Genomic DNA, 18,482 nt, shown 5'->3' on the forward strand with positions numbered 1-18,482 from the left:
CACGACGAGATCGTGCCGGGGCCGGAGGGCATCGGCCGGGCGACGGCCCGCGCGGGCGGCGTCGAGGGCGGCCTGTCCACCGGCGAACCGCTCCGGGTGCGGGCCGCGATGAAGCCCATCGCGACCGTGCCGCGCGCCCTGCGGACGGTGGACGTGGCGACGGGCGAGCCGGCGCAGGCGCATCACCAGCGCTCCGACGTGTGCGCGGTCCCGGCGGCGGGCATCGTCGCGGAGGCGATGGTGGCGCTGGTCCTGGCGGACGCGGTGGCGGAGAAGTTCGGCGGCGACAGCGTCACCGAGACCCGCCGCAACGTCCGGTCCTACGTCGACGGCCTCCGCATCCGGTGACGGCCCCGCGGACCGGGGTGGCCGGACCCCACTCCGGCCCCCGGTCCGCGGTTGTCCCGGCACCACCCGCCCGTACGGGGGCGTCCGGCGTTCGCACGCGCACGGCTCGCCGGACACGAACGGTTCACACGGGCCCCTTCCGTGTGACCGGCGGTGCACCCGGCGGCGAAATCAGGTGCCCGAAGCACCTCGTGGGAGAGCGGCCCCACCGGCCATGGTGAGTACGGCAGACACCGACAAGCGCCGCCCCACTGGCTGGAGCATCGTGAACACTTCCCTTCTCGGTACGGACCCCTCCGCTGACACCGTGGCAGTGCCCCACCAGCGCGCCCTCGCCGCCGGTGCCGACGTCTCCGACGACATGGTCGCCGAACTGTGCACCGCCCTGTTCTCCCTGCTGAGCCGAAGAGACCGCCGCCTGCGCGCGGAGCAGTACCTGCGCGGGCTGCTGACCACCCCGGGCCGCAAGTCCATCCGCAACATCGCGGCCCACCTGGGCGGGGCGGCCGTGGAGCAGAGCCTGCACCACTTCATCACCAGCTCCGCCTGGGACTGGCTGCCGCTGCGCATCGCCCTGGCGGGCTACCTGGAGCACACCACCGCCCCGCAGGCATGGGTGACCCGCCCGCTGCACATACCCAAGGCGGGACGGCACTCGGTGGGGGTCGAGGAGCACTTCGCGCCCCACCTGGGGCAGGTCTTCCGGGGGCAGCAGGCGGTCGGCGTCTGGCTCGCCTCGCCCGAGCTGAGCGCACCGGTCGACTGGCGGCTGGTGCTGCCGGAGCCCTGGATCAACGACCGGCAGCGGCGCGACCAGGCCGACCTGCCGGAGGGGATCGGGGCGGAGAGCACGGAGGAGTGCGCCGTGTCCGCCGTCGAGCGGATGGCGCAGCGGTGGAACATCCCGCGCCGCCCGGTCCTGATCGACCTGCGCCGGGGCGGCGTCGCCGCCGCGACCGGCCGGCTCGCCGCCGGCGGCGTGCACTTCGTCGCCCGGGTCAGCCCCTCCTACCGGGTGGCCGTCGCGGACCCGGCGCTGCCGGGCTACCGGGCCGGTTCGCTGCCCGCCCAGCGGATCCTGGAGGTGGTCAAGGGCATGCGCACCCCCGTCGCCTGGCGGGACGCGGCCCAGGGCAACACCCTGCGCACCACGCTGGCCGCTGCGGTGCCCGTGGCACTGCCGGGCCACGCCGGGAGCCGGCCCCGGCACCTGCTGCTCCTGGGCGAGTGGACCAACCCGGCCCGTCCGCCGTCGCGGCTCTGGGTGACCGACATGGCGCACCTGCCGGTCGGATCGCTGCTGCGCACGGCCAAGCTGGACGACCGGGTGGACGCGGACCTCGCGCGCATCGGCGACCGGGCGGGGCTGCGGGACTTCGTGGGCCGCTCCTTCCGCGGCTGGCACCGGCACATGACGCTGGCGTCCGTGGCGCACACGGCGATGGCCCTGGGAGCCTCCGGCTGAGGCCCCCGGAACGGCGGGTCCGCCCCGGGGCGGCGCGCGGAGCCGTAGTGCGGGAGCGGGGTGACCGGAGGCGGCCCGTGCCGGTGACCGGGGGTGGTGGGCGTCGCGGGTCCCGGGGCGGCCGACGCCGGCGGGCCCGGAGGCGGTCGGCGCCGGTGAGCACGGCGGCGGTCGGCGCTTCCGGCTCAGAGGGGTTCGGCGACCGGGGAGCCGAGCCGCAGGACGGCCCTCATCCGGTGGACGCGCAGGGCCAGTTGGATGTCCAGCGCCCGGTCGGGCCGCTGCCACTCGGGGCCGAGCAGCGCGGTGACCCGTTCGAGGCGGCGGGAGACGGTGTTGGGGTGCACGTGGAGTGCCTCGGCGGCCTTGCTGGGGCTGGAGCCCGTCGCGAAGTACGCCTCCAGCGTCTCGGTGAGCCCGGTGGCGTTCTTGCGGTCGTAGTCGAGCACCGGTCCCACCGCGCTGCCGATGAAGCCGCCCACGTCCTGGGCGTCGGACAGCAGCAGCCCCATGAAGCCGAGGTCGCCGAGGGACGCGGTGCTCCCGGTGGCGTCGAGGACGGTCAGCGCCTCCAGGCAGCGCACCGCCTCCGCCCGCAGCCTCCCCACGTCGCCCGGGTCCCCGCCGGGCCCGGCAGCGCCCACGGTGACCGGGTGGCCCAGCACCGCCGCCAGTTCGCCGCCCACGAACCGGGCGACCGCCGACGCGTCGGTGCCCGGCAGGAGCAGCATGATGCAGCCGTCCTGGACGGTCTTGAGCCCGGCGTGCCCGTGGGCGTGGGAGGAGGCCCACACGATGGCCCGGCCGTACCCCCCGCCCTCGGGCCGCACCGCCAGCAGCACGTGCGGCTCGGTGAGGTCGATGCCGACGGCGCTCAGCCGCTGTTCGAGGTGGCGGGCCTGCTGCGAGCCCCGGGACGGCAGGGCGAGGAGCGCGTTGAAGAGGGCGTCGTGCACGGGCGCCTCGGTGACCGCCGCGCCGCGCTGGAGGAGCAGTTGGAGCGCGAAGGTCTGCACGACCAGCCGCAGCATCTGCTGGTCCTCCCCCACCAGCGCCTGGGCGGGGCGCAGGACCACGAACCCCAGGTTCTCCGCCCCGGCCAGGACGGGCGTGACCCAGGTGTCCTCGCCGTGCACCACGGGGGCGCGTCGGGCGTGCGCCTCCCAGGAGGTGCGGGCGATCCCGGCGTCGTCCAGGTCGGGCAGTTCGGCGGTGGCCGCGATGATCCGGCCGGCCGGGTCGCGCAGTTGCAGGGTGCTGTCCAGCGCGTCGGCGGCGGCCTGGGCGACGGTGTCCAGGTCGGCGCCGGACAGCAGCAGGCCCATCATGCGGCTCTGCGCGTCCCCGAGCTGTTCCAGCCGGGCCAGGGTGGTACGGGCGCGGAATCCGTCCAGTTCGAGTTCGCTGACCTCGCTCCTGGCGTCCTGGAGCCGCTCCGCGCGTTCGATCGCCACCGCGCCGAGGGCGGCCAGCGAGCAGACCAGACCGATCTCGACGGGGCTGAGCCGCCGCACGCTGCGGGTGGCGCAGAACAGGACGCCCAGGGTGCTGTCGCCGTGGAACAGGGGCACCGCGAGCAGGGACTTGATTCCTTCGGCGCGGATGAACTCGTCCGCCTGGGGCCAGTGGTCGACGCTGGTGTCGCGGAGGTAGTCGGCGGTCCAGAGCGGGGCGCCCATGGAGAGGGCCTGGTGCCCGGGCCCGCCGTCCATCCGCGTCCCCGGCACGAGGGCGGTGGTGACGCCCTCGGCGGCGTGGAGGCTGAGGCTGCCGTCCTCGTTGAGCAGTCCGAAGCAGGCCAGGTCCGCGTTGATGATCCGCTTGACCCGCCGGGTGATGATGTGGAGCAGTTCGCCCAGGTCGTGGAGCTGGGTCAGGTCGCGCGCGGTGTCGACGAGGTCGGCGAGGGCCTCCTCGCGCTGGCGGCGCCGCTCCTGGGCGTTGTGGATGCCGTAGGCCAGTCTGACGGCCTTTTCGAGACGGAGCTGGTCGGCGGGGGTGCACTCCTGTCCCGCGCGTAACAGCAGTTCCTCGAAGTTCTCCAGAGGTGCCTCTTCGGCCAGAAGTCTCAGCACGGTGAGTAGGTCGAGGCGATGTATGTCTCCGTCGTCCACCCTGCCCGCCCCCCGTCGGCTGTGCGGCCCCCGACGAACCTAGACAGTGCAAGATCGGCTAGTCAAGCACCGTTTTCGTGCCAATGACGGGGTCGGCTTCGGCCGCGGCGCACACGGGGGGCGACAGGAAGGACGCGTTCCGTTACCGCCGTCCGGGATGCGCGGCGGGCGTACGAGGGGGTGGAGGGGCCGTCCGCCGGGCCCGCGGGGGTGCGGTTCCGGCCGTGTCGCCGAACGAGGGAGGGGAACGGAGGGGGGCCGGCCGGGGGGAGGCGGGGTGGTGCGGGGCCCGGTCCCGGTGCCGGGGCAGGGGGAGGCGGCGGGGGCCGTGGCGGGGCGTGCCGGGCGGACCGTTCCGGGCGGCGGGCACCGGGGGCGGTCGGCACCCGGGGCGACTCCCCGGGGAGGGCCGCGCGCGACGGAGGACCGCCGCCCGCCCCCGCACCCGCCGCCCGCCCGCGCCCGTCGGCGCGTCAGATCCGGTGCATCCGGGGAACGCCGTGGGCGGCCGACAGGCAGCGCAGGCGCTCGCCGCGCGCCGAGCGGTAGCCCTCGCCGCCGGGCACGACCCAGCGGGCGCTGAACGCCGGGGCGCCGCGCCGGCGGCGCAGATACCGCCGGATCACCTCGGGGTCCTGGCCGCAGTGCTCAAGATCAGCCTTCAGCTCGGCGTAGAGCGGGGCCGCCGAGTGGAACCGGGTGAGGACCCGGGCGAGGTCCGTGCAGAGCGCGCGCCAGCGGCCGAGCCGGAAGTCCGTCTCGATCCACCGGTCCACGGCCCGCTGCCAGGAGCCCGTGAGATGGGCCGACTGGGAGCGCAGATGGGGACCTTGGGCGACACCCGTGAAGGGGGCCGCCGTCCACAGGCCCAGGGCCTCCCGCAGCCACTTGCCGCCGAGTTCCAGGTTCCCCGACTCCAGCGCCCGGTAGCCCGCCCCGGCCATCCGCTCGAAGGACCTGGCGTCGCTGGTGCCGCCGCCGGTGTCGAGCCGGTACCCGCCGGGCACCCACACCAGGGCGTCCTCGGCGGACCGCTCACTGCCCGCCGCGCGCAGCACCGTGCCGATGTCGGACCGGAGTTGGTGGACGTGGGACTCCATCGCCCGCTCGGCGTCCGAGGGGGCGCCCCGGGGCCACAGCTCCTCGGCGATGGCGCAGGTGGGGACGATCCGGTCGGCCGACGCGGCGAGAAGGGCGAGCACCTGCCGGGGCATCGCCGCCGACGGCGAGACGGGCAGCCCTCCCTCGTGCGCCGTCATGCCTCCGAGCACCCTCAGATCCATTCCGTCGCCCTCCACCGTCTCATCCGGCACCGACCGCCGGAAGAATAACATAATGATTTTTTTTCTTCCAGAATTCTCCGCCCAACACACCATCCACACGGGGCTGTTGGCATTCACACGGCGCTGCATCCCCCGTCCACGGGCATCGCGGCCCCGGTGACGAACGAGGCCTGGTCGCTGCAGAGCCAGAGCGCCGCCCGGGCCACCTCCTCCGGATCGGCGAGACGGCGCTGGATGGCCCGTGCCGAGGCGGCCTCCTCCAGCCCCGGGTTCCCCTCCATCGCCTCCTCCACCAGTTCGGTTCGGGTGATGCCGACCATCAGCGCGTTGACCCGGATGCCCCGCTCGCCGTACTCGGCCGCCGCCGCCCGGGTCAGCCCGAGGACCGCGTGCTTGGCCGCCACGTAGGGGGCGACGGCACCGGTGGCGAACGACCCCGCCGTACTGGACGTGTTGACGATCGCGCCGCCGCCCTGCCGCAGCATGACGGGGATCTGGGCCTTGAGGCAGTTCCACACGCCCCGTACGTTCACGTCCATGATCCGCTCGAAGACGGCGTCGTCCGTCTCGTGGAGCGACGCCCCGAAACTGCCCCAACCCGCGTTGTTGAACGCCCCGTCGAGCCGCCCGTATTCCGTGACCGCCGCGGCCACGGCACCCCGCACGTCCCCGGGCGACGTCACGTCCCCCGGCGTCACGAGGGCGCTTCCCCCCGCGGCCCCGATCTCCGCGGCCAGCGCGCGCAGCCGGTCCCCGCGCCGCGCCATCACCGCCACCGCCGCTCCCTCGGCGGCGAACAGCCGGGCCGCCGCCGCCCCGACCCCGCTGGAGGCCCCGGTGACCATCACGACCTTGCCCCGGAGCAGCCCCTGCCCGGACTCCACCACGGTGTTCCCCTCTCACCCCGGCGACCGCGCGGTGCCGGGCCGTCCGGACGCCGCCGGACGGAGCCCCGGGCGGCGGCCGACCACCATCCGCTCTCCTCCGGGCCGGACCCCACCGCTCCGAGGATCCCGGCCGCCCCGGCCCGACGGCCGGTGTCACCCACGCGCACCACCGGTACGGGCCCGCGCGCCACCGCACGCGCGCCGCGCCCCGGGAGACGTTCCCGGCCCGCCCGACCGGACCGCGCCGCCGCCCCGCGCCGCCGCCCCGCGCCGCCGTGCCTCATTGCCGCCACGCCGCCGCGCCTGCGCCGTCGCGCGCCGCTTCCGCGTACCGCCGCTCCGTCGCGGCACCGCGTCCCGCTACCGCTCCGTACCGCGGCCCCGCGCGGTCACCGCGCCCCGCCCCGCGTCGTACCGCTCCTCCGTATCGTGCGGGCCCGGGAGGGCGGGTGACCATCTCCGCGGCCGGAATTCCCCGAGAGTTCCACGCCGTACTCCTTCCCGTCACACACGGAAACCGTGCCGGTCGCCCACGGATCCGTGCCGGGGACATGCCCGGAGACGGGGCGGGGGACGCCTCCGGAGCGCCGTGCCACGGTGCCCCGGGCCGCCGGTGACGGGCCGCCGGCGCGCCCCGGGGGGCTCACGGCACCCGCGCGCCCGGCCGACGGCGGCCCCGGCCGGCCGAAGCCGCGGTGGCGACACCGCGGGCCGGGGCCCGTCTGGCGGCTCCCGTCCGCCTCACGACGCCACGGACGCAATCCCGCCGCACCGACCCCGGCCCCGAGTACGTCCCGTACGAAGGTCCGGGGCCGGCGAGCCGGGAGCACGCGCACCCGACACCGCGCGGCCGTGCCACGGGCGACGACGGCAACCGTCAGCCGGGGCCTCTCGTTTGGATCACGCCGGGCTCGCGGGCCCTGCACCGCATCCCGGCGGGGAAGCACCCGTCACGGGCACCGCCCCCGGCATCGGGACCGCCCCGCGACGGACACCCGCACCTGCCGTTCCCGGGCCCGGCCCCGGGCGCGCGGACACCCCGTGGCCGCGGGACCCCGGCCTCCGCTCCGCCCGCTCACCGGGCCGCCCCGCGCTCCTCCCCCACCACGATCCGCGCGGCGGCCTCGGGGGTGGCGATCGCCGGCAGCAGGCACCGCCACATCTGGGCGATCCGGTTGGCGAGGTCGCGGTGGGCGGACTCCAGTCGGGTGTGCATCTGCGCACCGGTGCAGGCGCTGACGACGAGCCGGGCGAACGCCTCCAGATCCGCCTCCTCCCGCACCTCCCCCCGGTCCCGGGCGATCCTGAGGTCGGCGAGCACGATGCCCAGCCACTGGTCGTGCGAGTTCTGCTCGTGCGGGACGAAGTTCTCCTGCTCCATCATCAGCCGCGCCCCGGCGAGCAGGATGGGATCGTCCGCCAACTGCCGTGCCCAGGTGAGGGTCACGTCGATCACCCGCTGCAACCCCTCGGAGGGGCAGGCCGGTACGACGAGGTCGGGCTGCCCGGCGGCGATCACCCGCGCCAGGTCCCCCTTGGACTTGAAGTGGAAGTACACGGCGCCCAGCGTCAGTCCCGCGTGCTCGGCGATCCGGGCCACGCTGGCCCCGGCGTAGCCGCACTCCGCGAACACCTCCGCCGCCGCGCGCAGCACCGCGTCCCGCGTCCGCGCCGCCCTCTCCTGTTTCACGGTCCGTACCGCCACACTGCCCCCTGGGCTCGGAACCCCTCCGACGAGAGAGAGCTCATCGTCTGTTCACCGTACGAAAGAACCGCGAAAGAACTCAGAATCACCCACGCTACACAACGGCCCCCGCGGGGGAGCGGGACCCGCGCGCCTTCCCCGCCCCGCGCGGCCGGAAGACGCCCCGCCCCCGGCGCCCCGGCCTCAGCGCTCCGGCGACCACCTCTGGATCAGCTCGTGCCGCGCCAGATCGCCGAAGTAGCGGTGCTTCGACCAGACGTCGAAGTCGCCGATGACGATGAGGCGCCGACGGGCCCGGGTGACGGCGACGTTGAGGAGATTGGGCTTCTGGGCGGCCCAGTTCCGCGACCCCACCTGTCCGGCGCCGGTGCCCAGGACGAGGATCACGATGTCCGCCTCCTTGCCCTGCGTGGTGTGGACCGTGCCGTAGCGCCTGGCGGCGAGCGTGCCGCCGACGACCCGGCCGAGGCCGTGGACCACGTCGCGGAACGGGCTGATGACGAAGACGGCGTCGTTCAGTCGGCGGTCCAGCGCCGCGGCGTGGCCGGGATCGTCCTCCGGGAGTTCCCCGGGGGCGGCCCCGGGAAGCGGCTCCCCGGTGGGCGGGCGCTCCCGCCGGAGCGCCTCGTCCACGCGGGCGCGGATCCGGTCGAGGGTGGCCTCCAGGGCCCTCCCCTCGCCGGGGTTCCACTTCTCCTCGCCGGGCAGGGCGGGGACGTCCCACCACACGCTGCGCTGCGCGAGCGGGAAGTCGTCCTGGTCCCGGTGCACCCCGTAGACCATCATCCCGTCGTAGGCGATCCGGTTGCTGACGTCGAACATCAGCCGGTCGCAGCGGCGGTGCACCCGCAGCGGCGAGCCGAGCCAGATCTCCTCGCCCTCCTGGTCCTCCAGCCAGGTCCCGTACGGGGTGACGCGGTCGGCGAGGGACTGCACGGAGGCGGCGGCGGGGGCCCAGAGCCGGTCCACCCCGAAGTGCCCCGCGAGGCGCCGCTGGCCGGTCCAGGGCAGGGTGACCACGGGTTCGAGCTGCAGCGGATCGCCGACGACGACGGCGCGCCGGGCCCGCCACAGGGCGCCCACGACCTCCTGCGGCGCGGCCTGGCCCGCCTCGTCGACGAACAGCCAGCCCAGGGCCTCGCCGCCCAGCCGGGAGAACATCCGGCCCATCGACGCGAAGGTCGTCGAGACCGCCGGGACGACCAGGAACAGCAACTGCCAGGCGGCCAGCACGGTTTCGTCGTCCAGATCGGCCGGGACCTGGCCCTTGACCACCTCCATCACGGCCTGCAGGCTCCGGCGCATGCGGTCGGGCGCGGTGGCCAGCAGCGCGCGGTGCAGGTCCAGGGCGGCGAGGAAGAGTTCCGAGCGCGCCCCGGCGAACTCGTCGTCCATCCAGGGCGCCGACTGCTCGCGCACCTCCATCGCCGGGCGGTCGTCGGGCTCCGCCAGCCACTCGGCTCCCGGCACGCGGTCGCCCCACCGCTCCCGGGCGGCGGCCAGCCGGTGCCGCTCGGCCTCCGCCTCGTGGCGCCGCAGGTCCACCTGCCGTCCGGCCTCGGTGACGGCCGCGGCCCGGCGCGCGCGGGCCCGCTCGCCGTCGGCCAGCCGGCCCCGGACGCGTTCGAGGGCGTCCAGCGCCCGCTCCAGTTCGCCGCGCGCGGCGCCCAGGGCGGCGTGCCGTGCCTCCCGGGAGGACCGCAGGCCGGTGAGGCGGGCGCGCGCGGCCTCCACGTCCGTGCTCAGGGAGAGCCGCCCGGTCTCCCAGCGCCCCGCCGCCTCGCGTGCGAACAGTCTCCCGAACAGGCCGGGGCGGGCCGCGTCGTGGGCACGGAGCACCCACTCCGCCGACCTGACCTCCTCCTCGCCGCCGCGGACAGCGGCCTCGGCCCCGTCGAGCCGGGCGCGCTCGGCGGCCAGGGCCTCCTGGCACCGGGCGTGCTCGTCGCGCAGCCCGGCGAGTTCGGCCTCCGTTCGGTGCTGCTCCCGCTGGAGGAGGAGCACCGCGTCACGGGTCGCGGCCTCCCGGGCCAGCAGCTCGTCCAGGCGGGGATCGGGGCCGGCGAGCCGGTCGCGGAGGTCCGCGATCTCCTGCCGCTCCCCGGCCAGCGCCCGCACCCGCTCGCGGGCCCGGGTGAAGCGCCGGACCGCCTGCCTCCAGGTCCCGCTGCCCAGCGGGGGCGCCTCCCCGGCACCGGGGGCGGCGGCGGTGCCGGAGGGCGCCGTGCCGGGGGATCCGGTGGCGGGCCTCCCGCTGCCGGGGGGCGTGGTTCTGTCGGGGGCCGTCGTGCCGGGGGGCGTGGCCGCGGAGGACCCGGCGCCCGGCCGCCCGGCGCCGCGGGCCCTGGTACCGGAAGCCCTGGCACCGGAAGCACCGGTGCCGGAAGCCCTGGCGCCGGGGATCCTGGCGCTCGGACCCGGGGCGCCGGGGCCTGTGCTCCCGGCGGTCCGCGAGGCGGCGGACAGATGGTCGCCCTGCATCCGCAGGAGCTGGTGGAGTCCCAGGAGCGGGCCGTCCGAGCCCGCCTCCGGCTGCGCACCGCCGCCGCCCTTGGGCCGCTCGCCCCACCAGAAGCGCTGCACGAAGTCCGAACGGTTGCCGCGCCGTCCCAGGCGCGCGGCGATCGCGCCCCAGGCGTCCTCCCCCAGTGCCAGGCTGGCCGGACCGGCGAGGTAGTCGGCGCGTCCCCGCCAGGCGCCGCCGATCGCGTGCGCGCCCGGGACCTCCAGGGCGACGTTCTCCACCGCCCCGTTGTTGGACGAGGCGATCACGATCTCGAAGCCGGTGAGTTCGGGGATCAGGGGGTGGATGGTGCGCGGGTAGGTCTTGCCCGCGGTCTCCTCGGTGCGCCAGGTGTGCGGCTTCGCGGCGAAGGCGTCCTCGGGGCGCCTCAGCTCCGCCAGCCGCTCGGCCCGCTGGACCACCAGGGCCGCGATCAGATCGCGCAGCATGGTCGTCTTGCCCGTCCCGGGCGGCCCGTTGACGGCGTAGAGGCCGCCGTCCTGCCCGAGATCCGCCAGGATGCGGTTGACGGCGAACTGCTGGCTGAGCACCAGTGGCTTGTCGGTGTCCGCCGGCCAGCGGCCCAGCGGCATGTCCGACGGCCGGACGCCCTCCAGCACGGCCTCGGGCCGGCGCCGCACGTCGAGGCGTTCCCCCACGTCGAGTCCGTCCTCGGAGCGCAGGTAGTCCAGCAGGGCGGTACCGGCCCCGCCGCTCTCCACGACACCGGCGATCCGTTCCAGGTCGTCGGCGTAGAAGCTGTTGAGGAAGACGTCGCCGCCGGTCTCGTCCGCGTTCCGGGCGGAGACCTGATAGCTCTTGATCCGGATCGCGTCGGGCGTGAGCGCCCCGGCGATGCCGAGCTGCTCGGCCGTCCAGCGGGTGATGGCCGCCAGGTCGAAGACGTCCAGGACCTTGGTGCCCACCTCGGGCGGGGACCCCTCCGGCTCCGCCCCCTCCTCGGGCGCTCCGCCGCCGTCCGGCCGGGCCCCGCCGTCGTCCGGCCCCGGGCCGGGGGCCGTGTCGTCGGCCCGGGCGCGGTCGAAGGACGTGCCGTCGGCCGGGGTGCGGCCGGGGGCCGCGCCGCCGCCCGGGGTACGGGCGGTGAGCCGGGCTGCGGCGGAGTCGATCAGTTCACCGCCGACCTCCTCGATCGCCGTGGCGGCCATCGGCCCCGCCACGGGGCCCAGCCCGGCGCCCACCGCACCGGCCGCCACGCCGAGCCCGCCCTTCGCCGCGCTGACGACGAGACGGGACATCAGCCCAGCGACCGGACCGAGCCCCTCCCCCGCCGCACCGGGGCCGGCCCCCGTCCCCGCCGTCCCGGCGGGCGCGGGCCGCCGGTCGACGCCGACCTTCCCGTCGCCGAGGTCCAGCAGCCGTCGCAGCAGGAGCGCGCCGCACTCGTCGAAGCCGGTCAGCCACTCGTCGTCGCCGGGTCCGGGTGCGAGGGTCCGCCCGACGGCCCAGGCGCAGGAGGACAGGGTGGCGCTGTCCTTGATGAGCATGCCGTCCTGGTTCACGGTGAAGCACAGCACGGCGCTGTCCCCGCCGGTCCGGCCGTCGAGGTCCCGCTCGGACTCCGGGGCCCGGAACGCCTCCAGCAGGACGTCCCGCACCTTGTCGACCCCGAAGATCCCGGCGTAGACGGTGTGCTGCCACACAAGCCCCGGCCGGGACCGGACCCGGCCGAGGGGGGAACCGGGCTCCCACGGCAGCGGACGGTCCGCGCCGACGGCGAAGAGGTTCTTGCGCGGATTCACCGGGTCGACCTTCGGCGGGCTGAAGTACTCGACGGCACGCCAGAAGCGCAGCACCCGCGCCTGCCGCCGCCGCTCGGCCGCCACCCGCCGGACCGCCCCCATCCGCCCCCCTGAGATCGCCGACCGCAGGCACGGTAACAGAGGCGAGGGGGACCAACAGCGGTTGTGCGCCGACTGGTTGGGACGCGTCGGCCGGGGCATGGCCGGTGGATACGCGGCCCGCGGAGACGCGACCGGGGGGAGGCTGATGGCCCCCTCCCGGTCACTGCGGAGCCTCGGTTGAGCGGACACAGACCACGTCGAGGTCCGGGAACCCCACGGCCGGTGACAGCAGAAGGTCCCCGAGTCCGTCGCGGACGCGCACCTACAAAACCTCGCCGAATCGGCCTCAGCGCCGAAACTGCCCACGCCGCCGAAACCCAGCGGCGACGACCTCAAGCCCTTCCTCGGCCACTGAAGCCCCTACGGACCCCGCTCCTACTGAGCCGGACCATGGGAGATCACACCGCCACGAGCCGGACCCGCTCGCCGCACAGCTTGGCCATGTCGTCAATATCGGAAGTCAGCATGACCACGGGGCGGCGCTGTCGCAGCGCGGCCTCGGCGACGGCTGCATCGATCGCGTACTTGTGTCCGTGCAACCCGGCATTCATCAGCAACTTCGAGGCAGCCCTCGCCTCCTCGTCACCGACCGGGACGACCCGCAGCCCGGAAAGCACCCAGTTCAGGCGTGACTTGTTCGTACGGGCATGGACGGCCTCGATGATGCTGAGCGCACTGATCACAACCTCCATGCCACGCGAGCGCGCCTCAGCGATCAGAGCCACCACCTGTTCCTCGTCAGCGAGCAGCTTCGAGAGTCCCTCGCTGTCGAGGACCAGCGCCCCCTCGTGACTCAGCCTGCGGCGGGCCACTCGGCCTCCTCGGCGAACACCTCGTCGAAGACCTGCCGCGCCCGCTGACGAGCCTGCTCCGAGACCGGCCCCTTGCGGCTCTCGTAGTCCGCCAGGTACTCGTCCAGGACCTGCCCGCGCAGCTCACGCTCGACCGCCTCGGCAATGAACGCGGAGAACTCCCGCTTGCCCACCCGAGCCCGGATCGCCTCCGCGGTCCCCTCCGGCAGCGACAAGCTCACCCGCGTCGCCGGCCCTTCCCCGATGCCGTACGTCGCCTCAGCCATGCCCCCGATTGTGTCAAACGAGTAGGAAAAGCGCCACGTCCGCACTGCCTTCACAGCTCGGTCAGTGCCCCGCCCACGCAAATCTCAGCACGGGCACCCCCATCCCATCCCAGCACGATCCCAGCACGGCAGGGATGAGCAGGGGTGATGACAGGTGACGAGGGTCAGCTATCCCAGCACCATCCCAGCACGGAAGACGCAAAGGGCCCGACCCTGAAGAGTTGGACCCTATCTGACCTGCGTGTTTACCAGATCAGCGACGTGGTGCCAGGTCAGCCGCTACACATTGAAGCGGAATGTCTGCGTACTGATTCTGACCTGCGACGGAGCCTCATCCAGGGCTCTGACCTGGGGCTTCCTGCGACGCCCGCGCGGAGCTGATCCGGATCGGCGCCGACGCCATACCCGCCGTCATCAACGGCCTGCCTTCCCTCGGCGGCTTCGGTCAGCTGACCGCCATCGAGGTCTTCGAGGAGGTGGGCGATCCCCGCTGGAAGCCTCCGAAGCTCCCGTCAGCGACAACATCTTCGTCGCCCCCACTTGGATCGACCGTACCGACCTGTACCCGGAGAGGTGACCGATGCCGTCCCGGCACCCCGCGGAGGTCGGCTACGGCCATGTGGTCGAGAGCTACGTGACGAGGACGTACGGGGGCCTCCCGCGCTGTCTCGTACTGAACGGCGGGCGGTTCCTCGGCCTCCGGTGGTGGCACACCACCCGCTTCACCCTGCACCTGCTGAATGACGCCGCCGCGATCACCGACGAGGAACTGGAAGCCCTCCTCGGGTACGAATGGCGCTCGCGTCTCACCGCAGCCTGGCTGATCGGCGTCGACCGCCGCGAACGGTTCCGGGCACGCATCGGCGCCCTGCTCCTGGCCAGCGAGGTCTGCTACTCCGGCAGCGCCTACTGCTTCGCCCTGGCCCGCTTCGGCACCCACGCCGACGCCGAGATCCTCGCCGCCTACCTCGACCACTACCTCCCCCGCACCGACCTCCACTACGACCAGCCCGCCGCCCTCGGCGCCCTCCTCCGCCTCGACGCCGTCCTCGGCACCCACCACTCCGACCGCTTCACAGAGCCCGACGGCCTCTGGGACCAGTGGGTCAAGGGCGTGGGACGCCTCGGATACCCCAGCTACATCCCCACCGAACAGCGCCGCTGGGCGGACGTCCAGTGCGAGTTCGCCAACGATTGGTCCCGGCCATAGCAGCCGTCCGACTGCGGCTACGTGAAGTCCGCGTACGCCATGTGTCGGCCGCACGTGCGGCACATGAAGAGGTGGCCCGTGTGCTGGCTGTCCTTGTCCAGAGCACCCAGACAGCTCTCCATCGCCTCGGCAGACCACCCCCACGCGCTGACCTCGCTGCGCAGCGCCTGCAGGGCATCCGGGAACGTGGCCAGCTCGGCCATCCCGACCGCCCCCAGGAAAGCCGCACCATGACCGCAGTGGAAGAACCACTGCGGGTCCTGCCAGGAGGAGAAGCCCGGCGTACACGCATCGACGGACATCACGACCTCAAGCGGGACATCGTCCCCGATCGGGTCACCGATGACGTGCGCGTCGTACTTCGCAACCGCGCTGCCAGCCGCGATGCACCACGGGCACAGCAGGTTGGAAAGTTCCTCGACCGCGTACACCGGGCTCGTGTAAATGAACCCCCGCGCCCTCCCGCAGCAAAGGCACGTCGTGCTGGACTCAACGACCGCCCCGGTCGCCAAGGGGTCGGGGTGTTAGGGAAAACCGGGCAACTCCTCGGACATGCCGGTCACGCTACCTGCGCACAAGAAGGCCGTGCCGGACTGCACCCGCCCCCGGTCCGATGGCGGTCACGGCCGCAGCAGCCGAGCCTGCGGGTCATAGCAAACGAGCCCCATCGATGCCGCTAGATCGGCGGCGTAGGCCGAAGCCTCCTCGGCCATGCTGTCCCGCATCGGGAAGTAGATGAACGGCCCGGACGCCTCGCCGATCAACGGCCCCGTCGACCAAGGGGAGATGTCCTCCTCGTCCTCCGTGAGATCCGCCCACCGCGCCAAGAGCCCAGCAACGTACTCCGCGATACGCGGGGAGGGTGGAAACTCTTCCTCCGTGTCGATGTAGCGGTCGTACATCTGCGTGAGGACCTCGCCCGCGATCACATAGTCAGCGGGCTTACTGCCTTCCCACACCGCCAGGTCGTAACTCATGGCCGAACTGTGCCACGCCCTACTGACAGCACCGGCTGGCGTCGACCAGCAGGCCAGCCGCACCAGACGTCCGACCGCGCTGTTACGTTCCGTCCCATGACCGCATCAGACGACCTGCTCCGCCGGATCGAGCGGGAGCCTTCCCTTTCCACCGCGCTCGCCTGGCCTGGCGATTTCGACGTCGAGCGCCGGGATCCTGTTGAGGACCTCGCCCTTCCCGCCGGGATCCCCCTACACCCGATAGCCGGCTGCGGAGCCGGCGGCACATACTTCCTGTGTGGGGAAGCCGGGGCCGAGGAAAGGCCCGTCCTGTACGCCGACTCAGAGGGCCAGGCCACTCTGATCGGCGCCGACCTCGTCGAGGCCATCACTCTCATTGTGGTGCTGCCCTTCTGGCGCGATCTGGCAAAGGGTTTCACGATCAGCCAGCTGGGAGCGGACCTCCGAGCCGACCAGCCTGATTTCAACACCGAGCGCGACCGCCTCCTGCACGCCCTCGGACTCGCCGCCACCTCGGAGGAGGAAGCCATGGCCCGGCTACGAGCCATAGCAGCACGCACGGCTCCGAACCACGTACCGCACGTTCCGGACGACGAACACCTGCCGTACGAGCTCCTTTTCGGGGACGGCCTCGGATAGCGTCACCTCCCCTTGGGTGGAGGTGGCAGCAGCGCTCCCTTCGCTGCGACGCAGTCCGCCGGTGTGCCTCCGATCGCTCCCTCCGCGCCCTAAGCTGCTCTCATGGGAGTAGAGGTTGGGGTGGGGGACCTGATCAGGAGCTACGCAGGGCCGGCGGCGATCTGTTCCAGCGTGACGCCGGGCTCGCGGTTGCGCGCGACCCGTACAACGTCCTCGCGGAACTCCTTCGGACACGGCTTGGGCACCGCAACATCCTTCCAGGCCGCCTCTCAGCAAGCCAGGTCAGGTGTCACCTATCCGTGCAGCAGTCCCGTACTGGGGTGCTGTGTGATCCGGTGTTCGACGTAGCGCAGGATCGCGCCGGTCATTCCTCGCCCCCATGCACTTCGCGGAGGTGCGCTCGCAGGGCCACGTTCACGTCCGTTGCCTTGGAGTGGTCGCCCGACGAGACGGCGTTCGTTCGCCGCACCGCAAGTTCAAGGCAGTGCCGGCACCCGGAGACCGGCTCAGGTTGGACGCTGGGCAGGGGCAGGTACACGGGTCCCGACTGGGTGCTGGCGCTGGTTCGCATGGCTCTCCCGACTCGATCTCCTCTGATCCCACATCGTCGGGCTGCCCACCTGGCGGGCCTAGCGTCTTTCCTGTTGCCGCAAGAACTCGTCCCGGACGCCCTCGACGAGGCTGCGCATGTCGTCGCCGTAGAGCGCCACCGCGGCGAACCTGTCGAGCGTGTCGACGTACGTCTGGACGTCCCGCGGGTCCCGTGTCGTCACCTCCGAGTGGAAGGTCTCGACGATGACGAGGCTGTCGTCGTGGATGCTGAAACAGGTCATGGGGAAGTCCGGCTTCCGGCCCGCTTGAGGGACGACGCCGATGGACACGGTGGGGAGCCGGGACAGGGACGCGAGCCGGTCGAGCTGTACGGCCATGACAGTGGGCTCGCAGATCAGCCACCGCAGCACATGCTCGCAGATGACGAAGTGGAACGACCGCCCGTCCTCGTACAGCGCAGCCTGCCGCTCCAGCCGGGCCGCCACCGTCCGTGCCTTGGTCTCGTCCGGCAGTGCCGGCGGCAGTGAGAACACCGCCGTGGCGTACTCAGGAGTCTGGAGAAGGCCAGGGATGAGCTGCCCCTGGAACAGCCTGAGCGCCTTCGTGTTGGCCTCGATGCCCTTGATCGTGTTCTGGTGCTTCCACGCCCCCATACGGCGCAGCAAGCGCCACGCCGTGGCTTCCGTGGCCTCGACCCGGGCCGCCGCGAGGAACTGTTCCTTGGCCTCCTCGGACACCCCGAGGGCGGACAGGACGAGGTCGACGTCCTGCACCGTGGGCATGGTCCGGCCGTTCTCGATCTTCGAGAGCTTGGCTGCGGACATGGAAGCCCTACGGGCCACTGCGCTGCCGGTCAGTCCCGATGCCTCGCGCAGTGTCCGCAGTGCTCTTCCGAGGGATTCCGTGGTCAGTGGTGCCGCTCCTGGTAGGCCGCGAACGGCACGGCCCGGGAGAGCGCCAGGTCCCGGTATTCCCGGTACTCCGGGAGGCGGTCGGCGGGCAGGAGTTCACCGCCGAGGAACCGGCCCTCGGTGGTGTAGTGCATCTGGTACACGTCGCGGTCGTCGAAGAGCCAGAAATCGTGGTCGGGCAGACCGTCCACGTCCTGCTCGGCCAGGTCGATGATGCCGATCGACTCACCGGCCTCGATGTTGCCGGGGTAGGCCGCCAACTCGTAGCGCAGGTAGTCGGTCAGCGGGGAGCGCAGGACGTGGACGCGGGACACCTGCTTGCCCTCGTCGGTCATGGACCGCACCCACGGGTTGTCGTCCCACTCCGGCCCCATGTCCTCGCCAGCCAGGAAGCGCGCGATCTCCTCGCGCTCCTCTTCCACGTCGTACTCGGCCAGCGTCTCCAGCCGGAACGCGGTCCGCTCGAACGTTTCGAAGAGGCGCCCGAACTCCTCACCGGTGAGCACGGAAGTACTCCTCCAGCACGGCCGCGGGGACCACGACCGCCGTCTCGCCCTCGGGCAGGTCAAGCTGCGCCAGCCGCTCAGGGTCGTTGATCACCTAACCCTGTACGACATACTCCTTGCCCTCGGCTGTGCCCCACAGCGTGGGGCAGGTGCCGTTCTTGCAGTCCGGGTCTCCCGAGAGCTTCCGCAGCGGTGCGCCCACGGCTTTCCCCCTCCTGTCGACAGGCTTGGTCAAGCCGATGCTCCCGACCTGCCAACTTCCGGGTCAAGCTCCCCGGCTTTCCAGAACAGGAAACCCGGCAGGCACCGGTCGTCAGAGGTCCGGCTCCGGGAGCAGCCCCGACCGAAGGCGTTCGCAGGTCTCTGCCCTGCTCTCACAGCCCGGCCGTAGCCCCAGGTCAGGACCGGTACGGGCACCGTCAGCGGGTCAGCACCAAGT

At 73.2% G+C, this 18,482-nt stretch carries 15 protein-coding genes; 4 read left to right on the forward strand and 11 right to left on the reverse strand.

All coding sequences use genetic code 11. The annotated features are described in order from the left end of the window. Both GTY84_RS04760 and GTY84_RS04765 read left to right on the forward strand, forming a co-directional pair. The coding region (locus tag GTY84_RS04760) for a chorismate synthase (RefSeq protein ID WP_161224829.1) at positions 1–348 on the forward strand (348 nt) is incomplete at its 5' end. 307 nt (positions 349–655) lie between these two features. Beyond that, entirely contained in the window at positions 656–1,813 is a 1,158-nt protein-coding gene (locus GTY84_RS04765; protein WP_265295311.1) for a transposase, read from the forward strand. A gap of 185 nt (positions 1,814–1,998) precedes the next feature. Here GTY84_RS04765 and GTY84_RS04770 read toward each other — a convergent pair whose 3' ends face one another. The 7 genes from GTY84_RS04770 to GTY84_RS04800 all read right to left on the reverse strand — a co-directional run bounded on the left by GTY84_RS04770 (position 1,999) and on the right by GTY84_RS04800 (position 13,248). Then, a complete protein-coding gene (locus GTY84_RS04770) occupies positions 1,999–3,927 on the reverse strand; it encodes a helix-turn-helix domain-containing protein (RefSeq protein WP_345943343.1) in 1,929 nt (642 codons plus the stop codon). A gap of 473 nt (positions 3,928–4,400) precedes the next feature. After that, positions 4,401–5,240 carry a BTAD domain-containing putative transcriptional regulator gene (locus GTY84_RS04775; RefSeq protein WP_345943344.1) on the reverse strand — a complete coding sequence of 280 codons (840 nt, stop codon included), beginning with the start codon at positions 5,238–5,240 and terminating at the stop codon, positions 4,401–4,403. Between the two features lie 83 nt (positions 5,241–5,323). Then, entirely contained in the window at positions 5,324–6,094 is a 771-nt protein-coding gene (locus GTY84_RS04780) for a glucose 1-dehydrogenase (protein ID WP_265295341.1), read from the reverse strand. 1,078 nt (positions 6,095–7,172) lie between these two features. Next, complete coding sequence (locus GTY84_RS04785; protein ID WP_265295314.1) at positions 7,173–7,787, reverse strand: ScbR family autoregulator-binding transcription factor; 615 nt, start codon at positions 7,785–7,787, stop codon at positions 7,173–7,175. A 198-nt stretch (positions 7,788–7,985) separates the two neighbouring features. Further along, positions 7,986–12,170, reverse strand: coding sequence for an ATP-binding protein (locus GTY84_RS32865; protein ID WP_202549632.1), 4,185 nt, complete (start codon positions 12,168–12,170; stop codon positions 7,986–7,988). A 398-nt stretch (positions 12,171–12,568) separates the two neighbouring features. Continuing rightward, a complete protein-coding gene (locus tag GTY84_RS04795; RefSeq protein ID WP_161224832.1) occupies positions 12,569–12,982 on the reverse strand; it encodes a DNA-binding protein in 414 nt (137 codons plus the stop codon). Then, positions 12,964–13,248 (reverse strand): hypothetical protein, encoded by a 285-nt coding sequence (locus tag GTY84_RS04800; protein ID WP_161224833.1) that lies wholly within the window; start codon positions 13,246–13,248, stop codon positions 12,964–12,966. The genes GTY84_RS04795 and GTY84_RS04800 overlap by 19 nt, the downstream gene beginning before the upstream one ends. 580 nt (positions 13,249–13,828) lie before the next feature. Between GTY84_RS04800 and GTY84_RS04805 the strand changes: the two genes are divergently transcribed. Next, a complete protein-coding gene (locus GTY84_RS04805; RefSeq protein WP_202549642.1) occupies positions 13,829–14,458 on the forward strand; it encodes a DUF6000 family protein in 630 nt (209 codons plus the stop codon). A 17-nt stretch (positions 14,459–14,475) separates the two neighbouring features. On the opposite strand, the gene GTY84_RS04810 is transcribed toward GTY84_RS04805, so the two are convergent. Both GTY84_RS04810 and GTY84_RS04815 read right to left on the reverse strand, forming a co-directional pair. After that, positions 14,476–14,970, reverse strand: coding sequence for a CbrC family protein (locus GTY84_RS04810; RefSeq protein WP_237532058.1), 495 nt, complete (start codon positions 14,968–14,970; stop codon positions 14,476–14,478). Between the two features lie 108 nt (positions 14,971–15,078). Further along, entirely contained in the window at positions 15,079–15,435 is a 357-nt protein-coding gene (locus GTY84_RS04815) for a hypothetical protein (RefSeq protein ID WP_161224834.1), read from the reverse strand. A gap of 96 nt (positions 15,436–15,531) precedes the next feature. Here GTY84_RS04815 and GTY84_RS04820 point away from each other — a divergent pair, with 96 nt between their 5' ends. Then, positions 15,532–16,074 carry a hypothetical protein gene (locus tag GTY84_RS04820; protein WP_161224835.1) on the forward strand — a complete coding sequence of 181 codons (543 nt, stop codon included), beginning with the start codon at positions 15,532–15,534 and terminating at the stop codon, positions 16,072–16,074. Between the two features lie 629 nt (positions 16,075–16,703). Here the strand turns inward: GTY84_RS04820 and GTY84_RS04825 are convergent. Both GTY84_RS04825 and GTY84_RS04830 read right to left on the reverse strand, forming a co-directional pair. Next, positions 16,704–17,597: a helix-turn-helix transcriptional regulator gene (locus tag GTY84_RS04825; protein WP_345943347.1), complete on the reverse strand. Its 894-nt coding sequence runs from the start codon at positions 17,595–17,597 to the stop codon at positions 16,704–16,706. Continuing rightward, positions 17,534–18,043 (reverse strand): DUF6879 family protein, encoded by a 510-nt coding sequence (locus GTY84_RS04830; RefSeq protein WP_161224836.1) that lies wholly within the window; start codon positions 18,041–18,043, stop codon positions 17,534–17,536. Before GTY84_RS04830 ends, GTY84_RS04825 begins: the two co-directional genes overlap by 64 nt. Positions 18,044–18,482: the final 439 nt, after the last annotated feature.

This window comes from Streptomyces sp. SID8352, assembly GCF_009862265.1.
GTDB lineage: Bacteria > Actinomycetota > Actinomycetes > Streptomycetales > Streptomycetaceae > Streptomyces.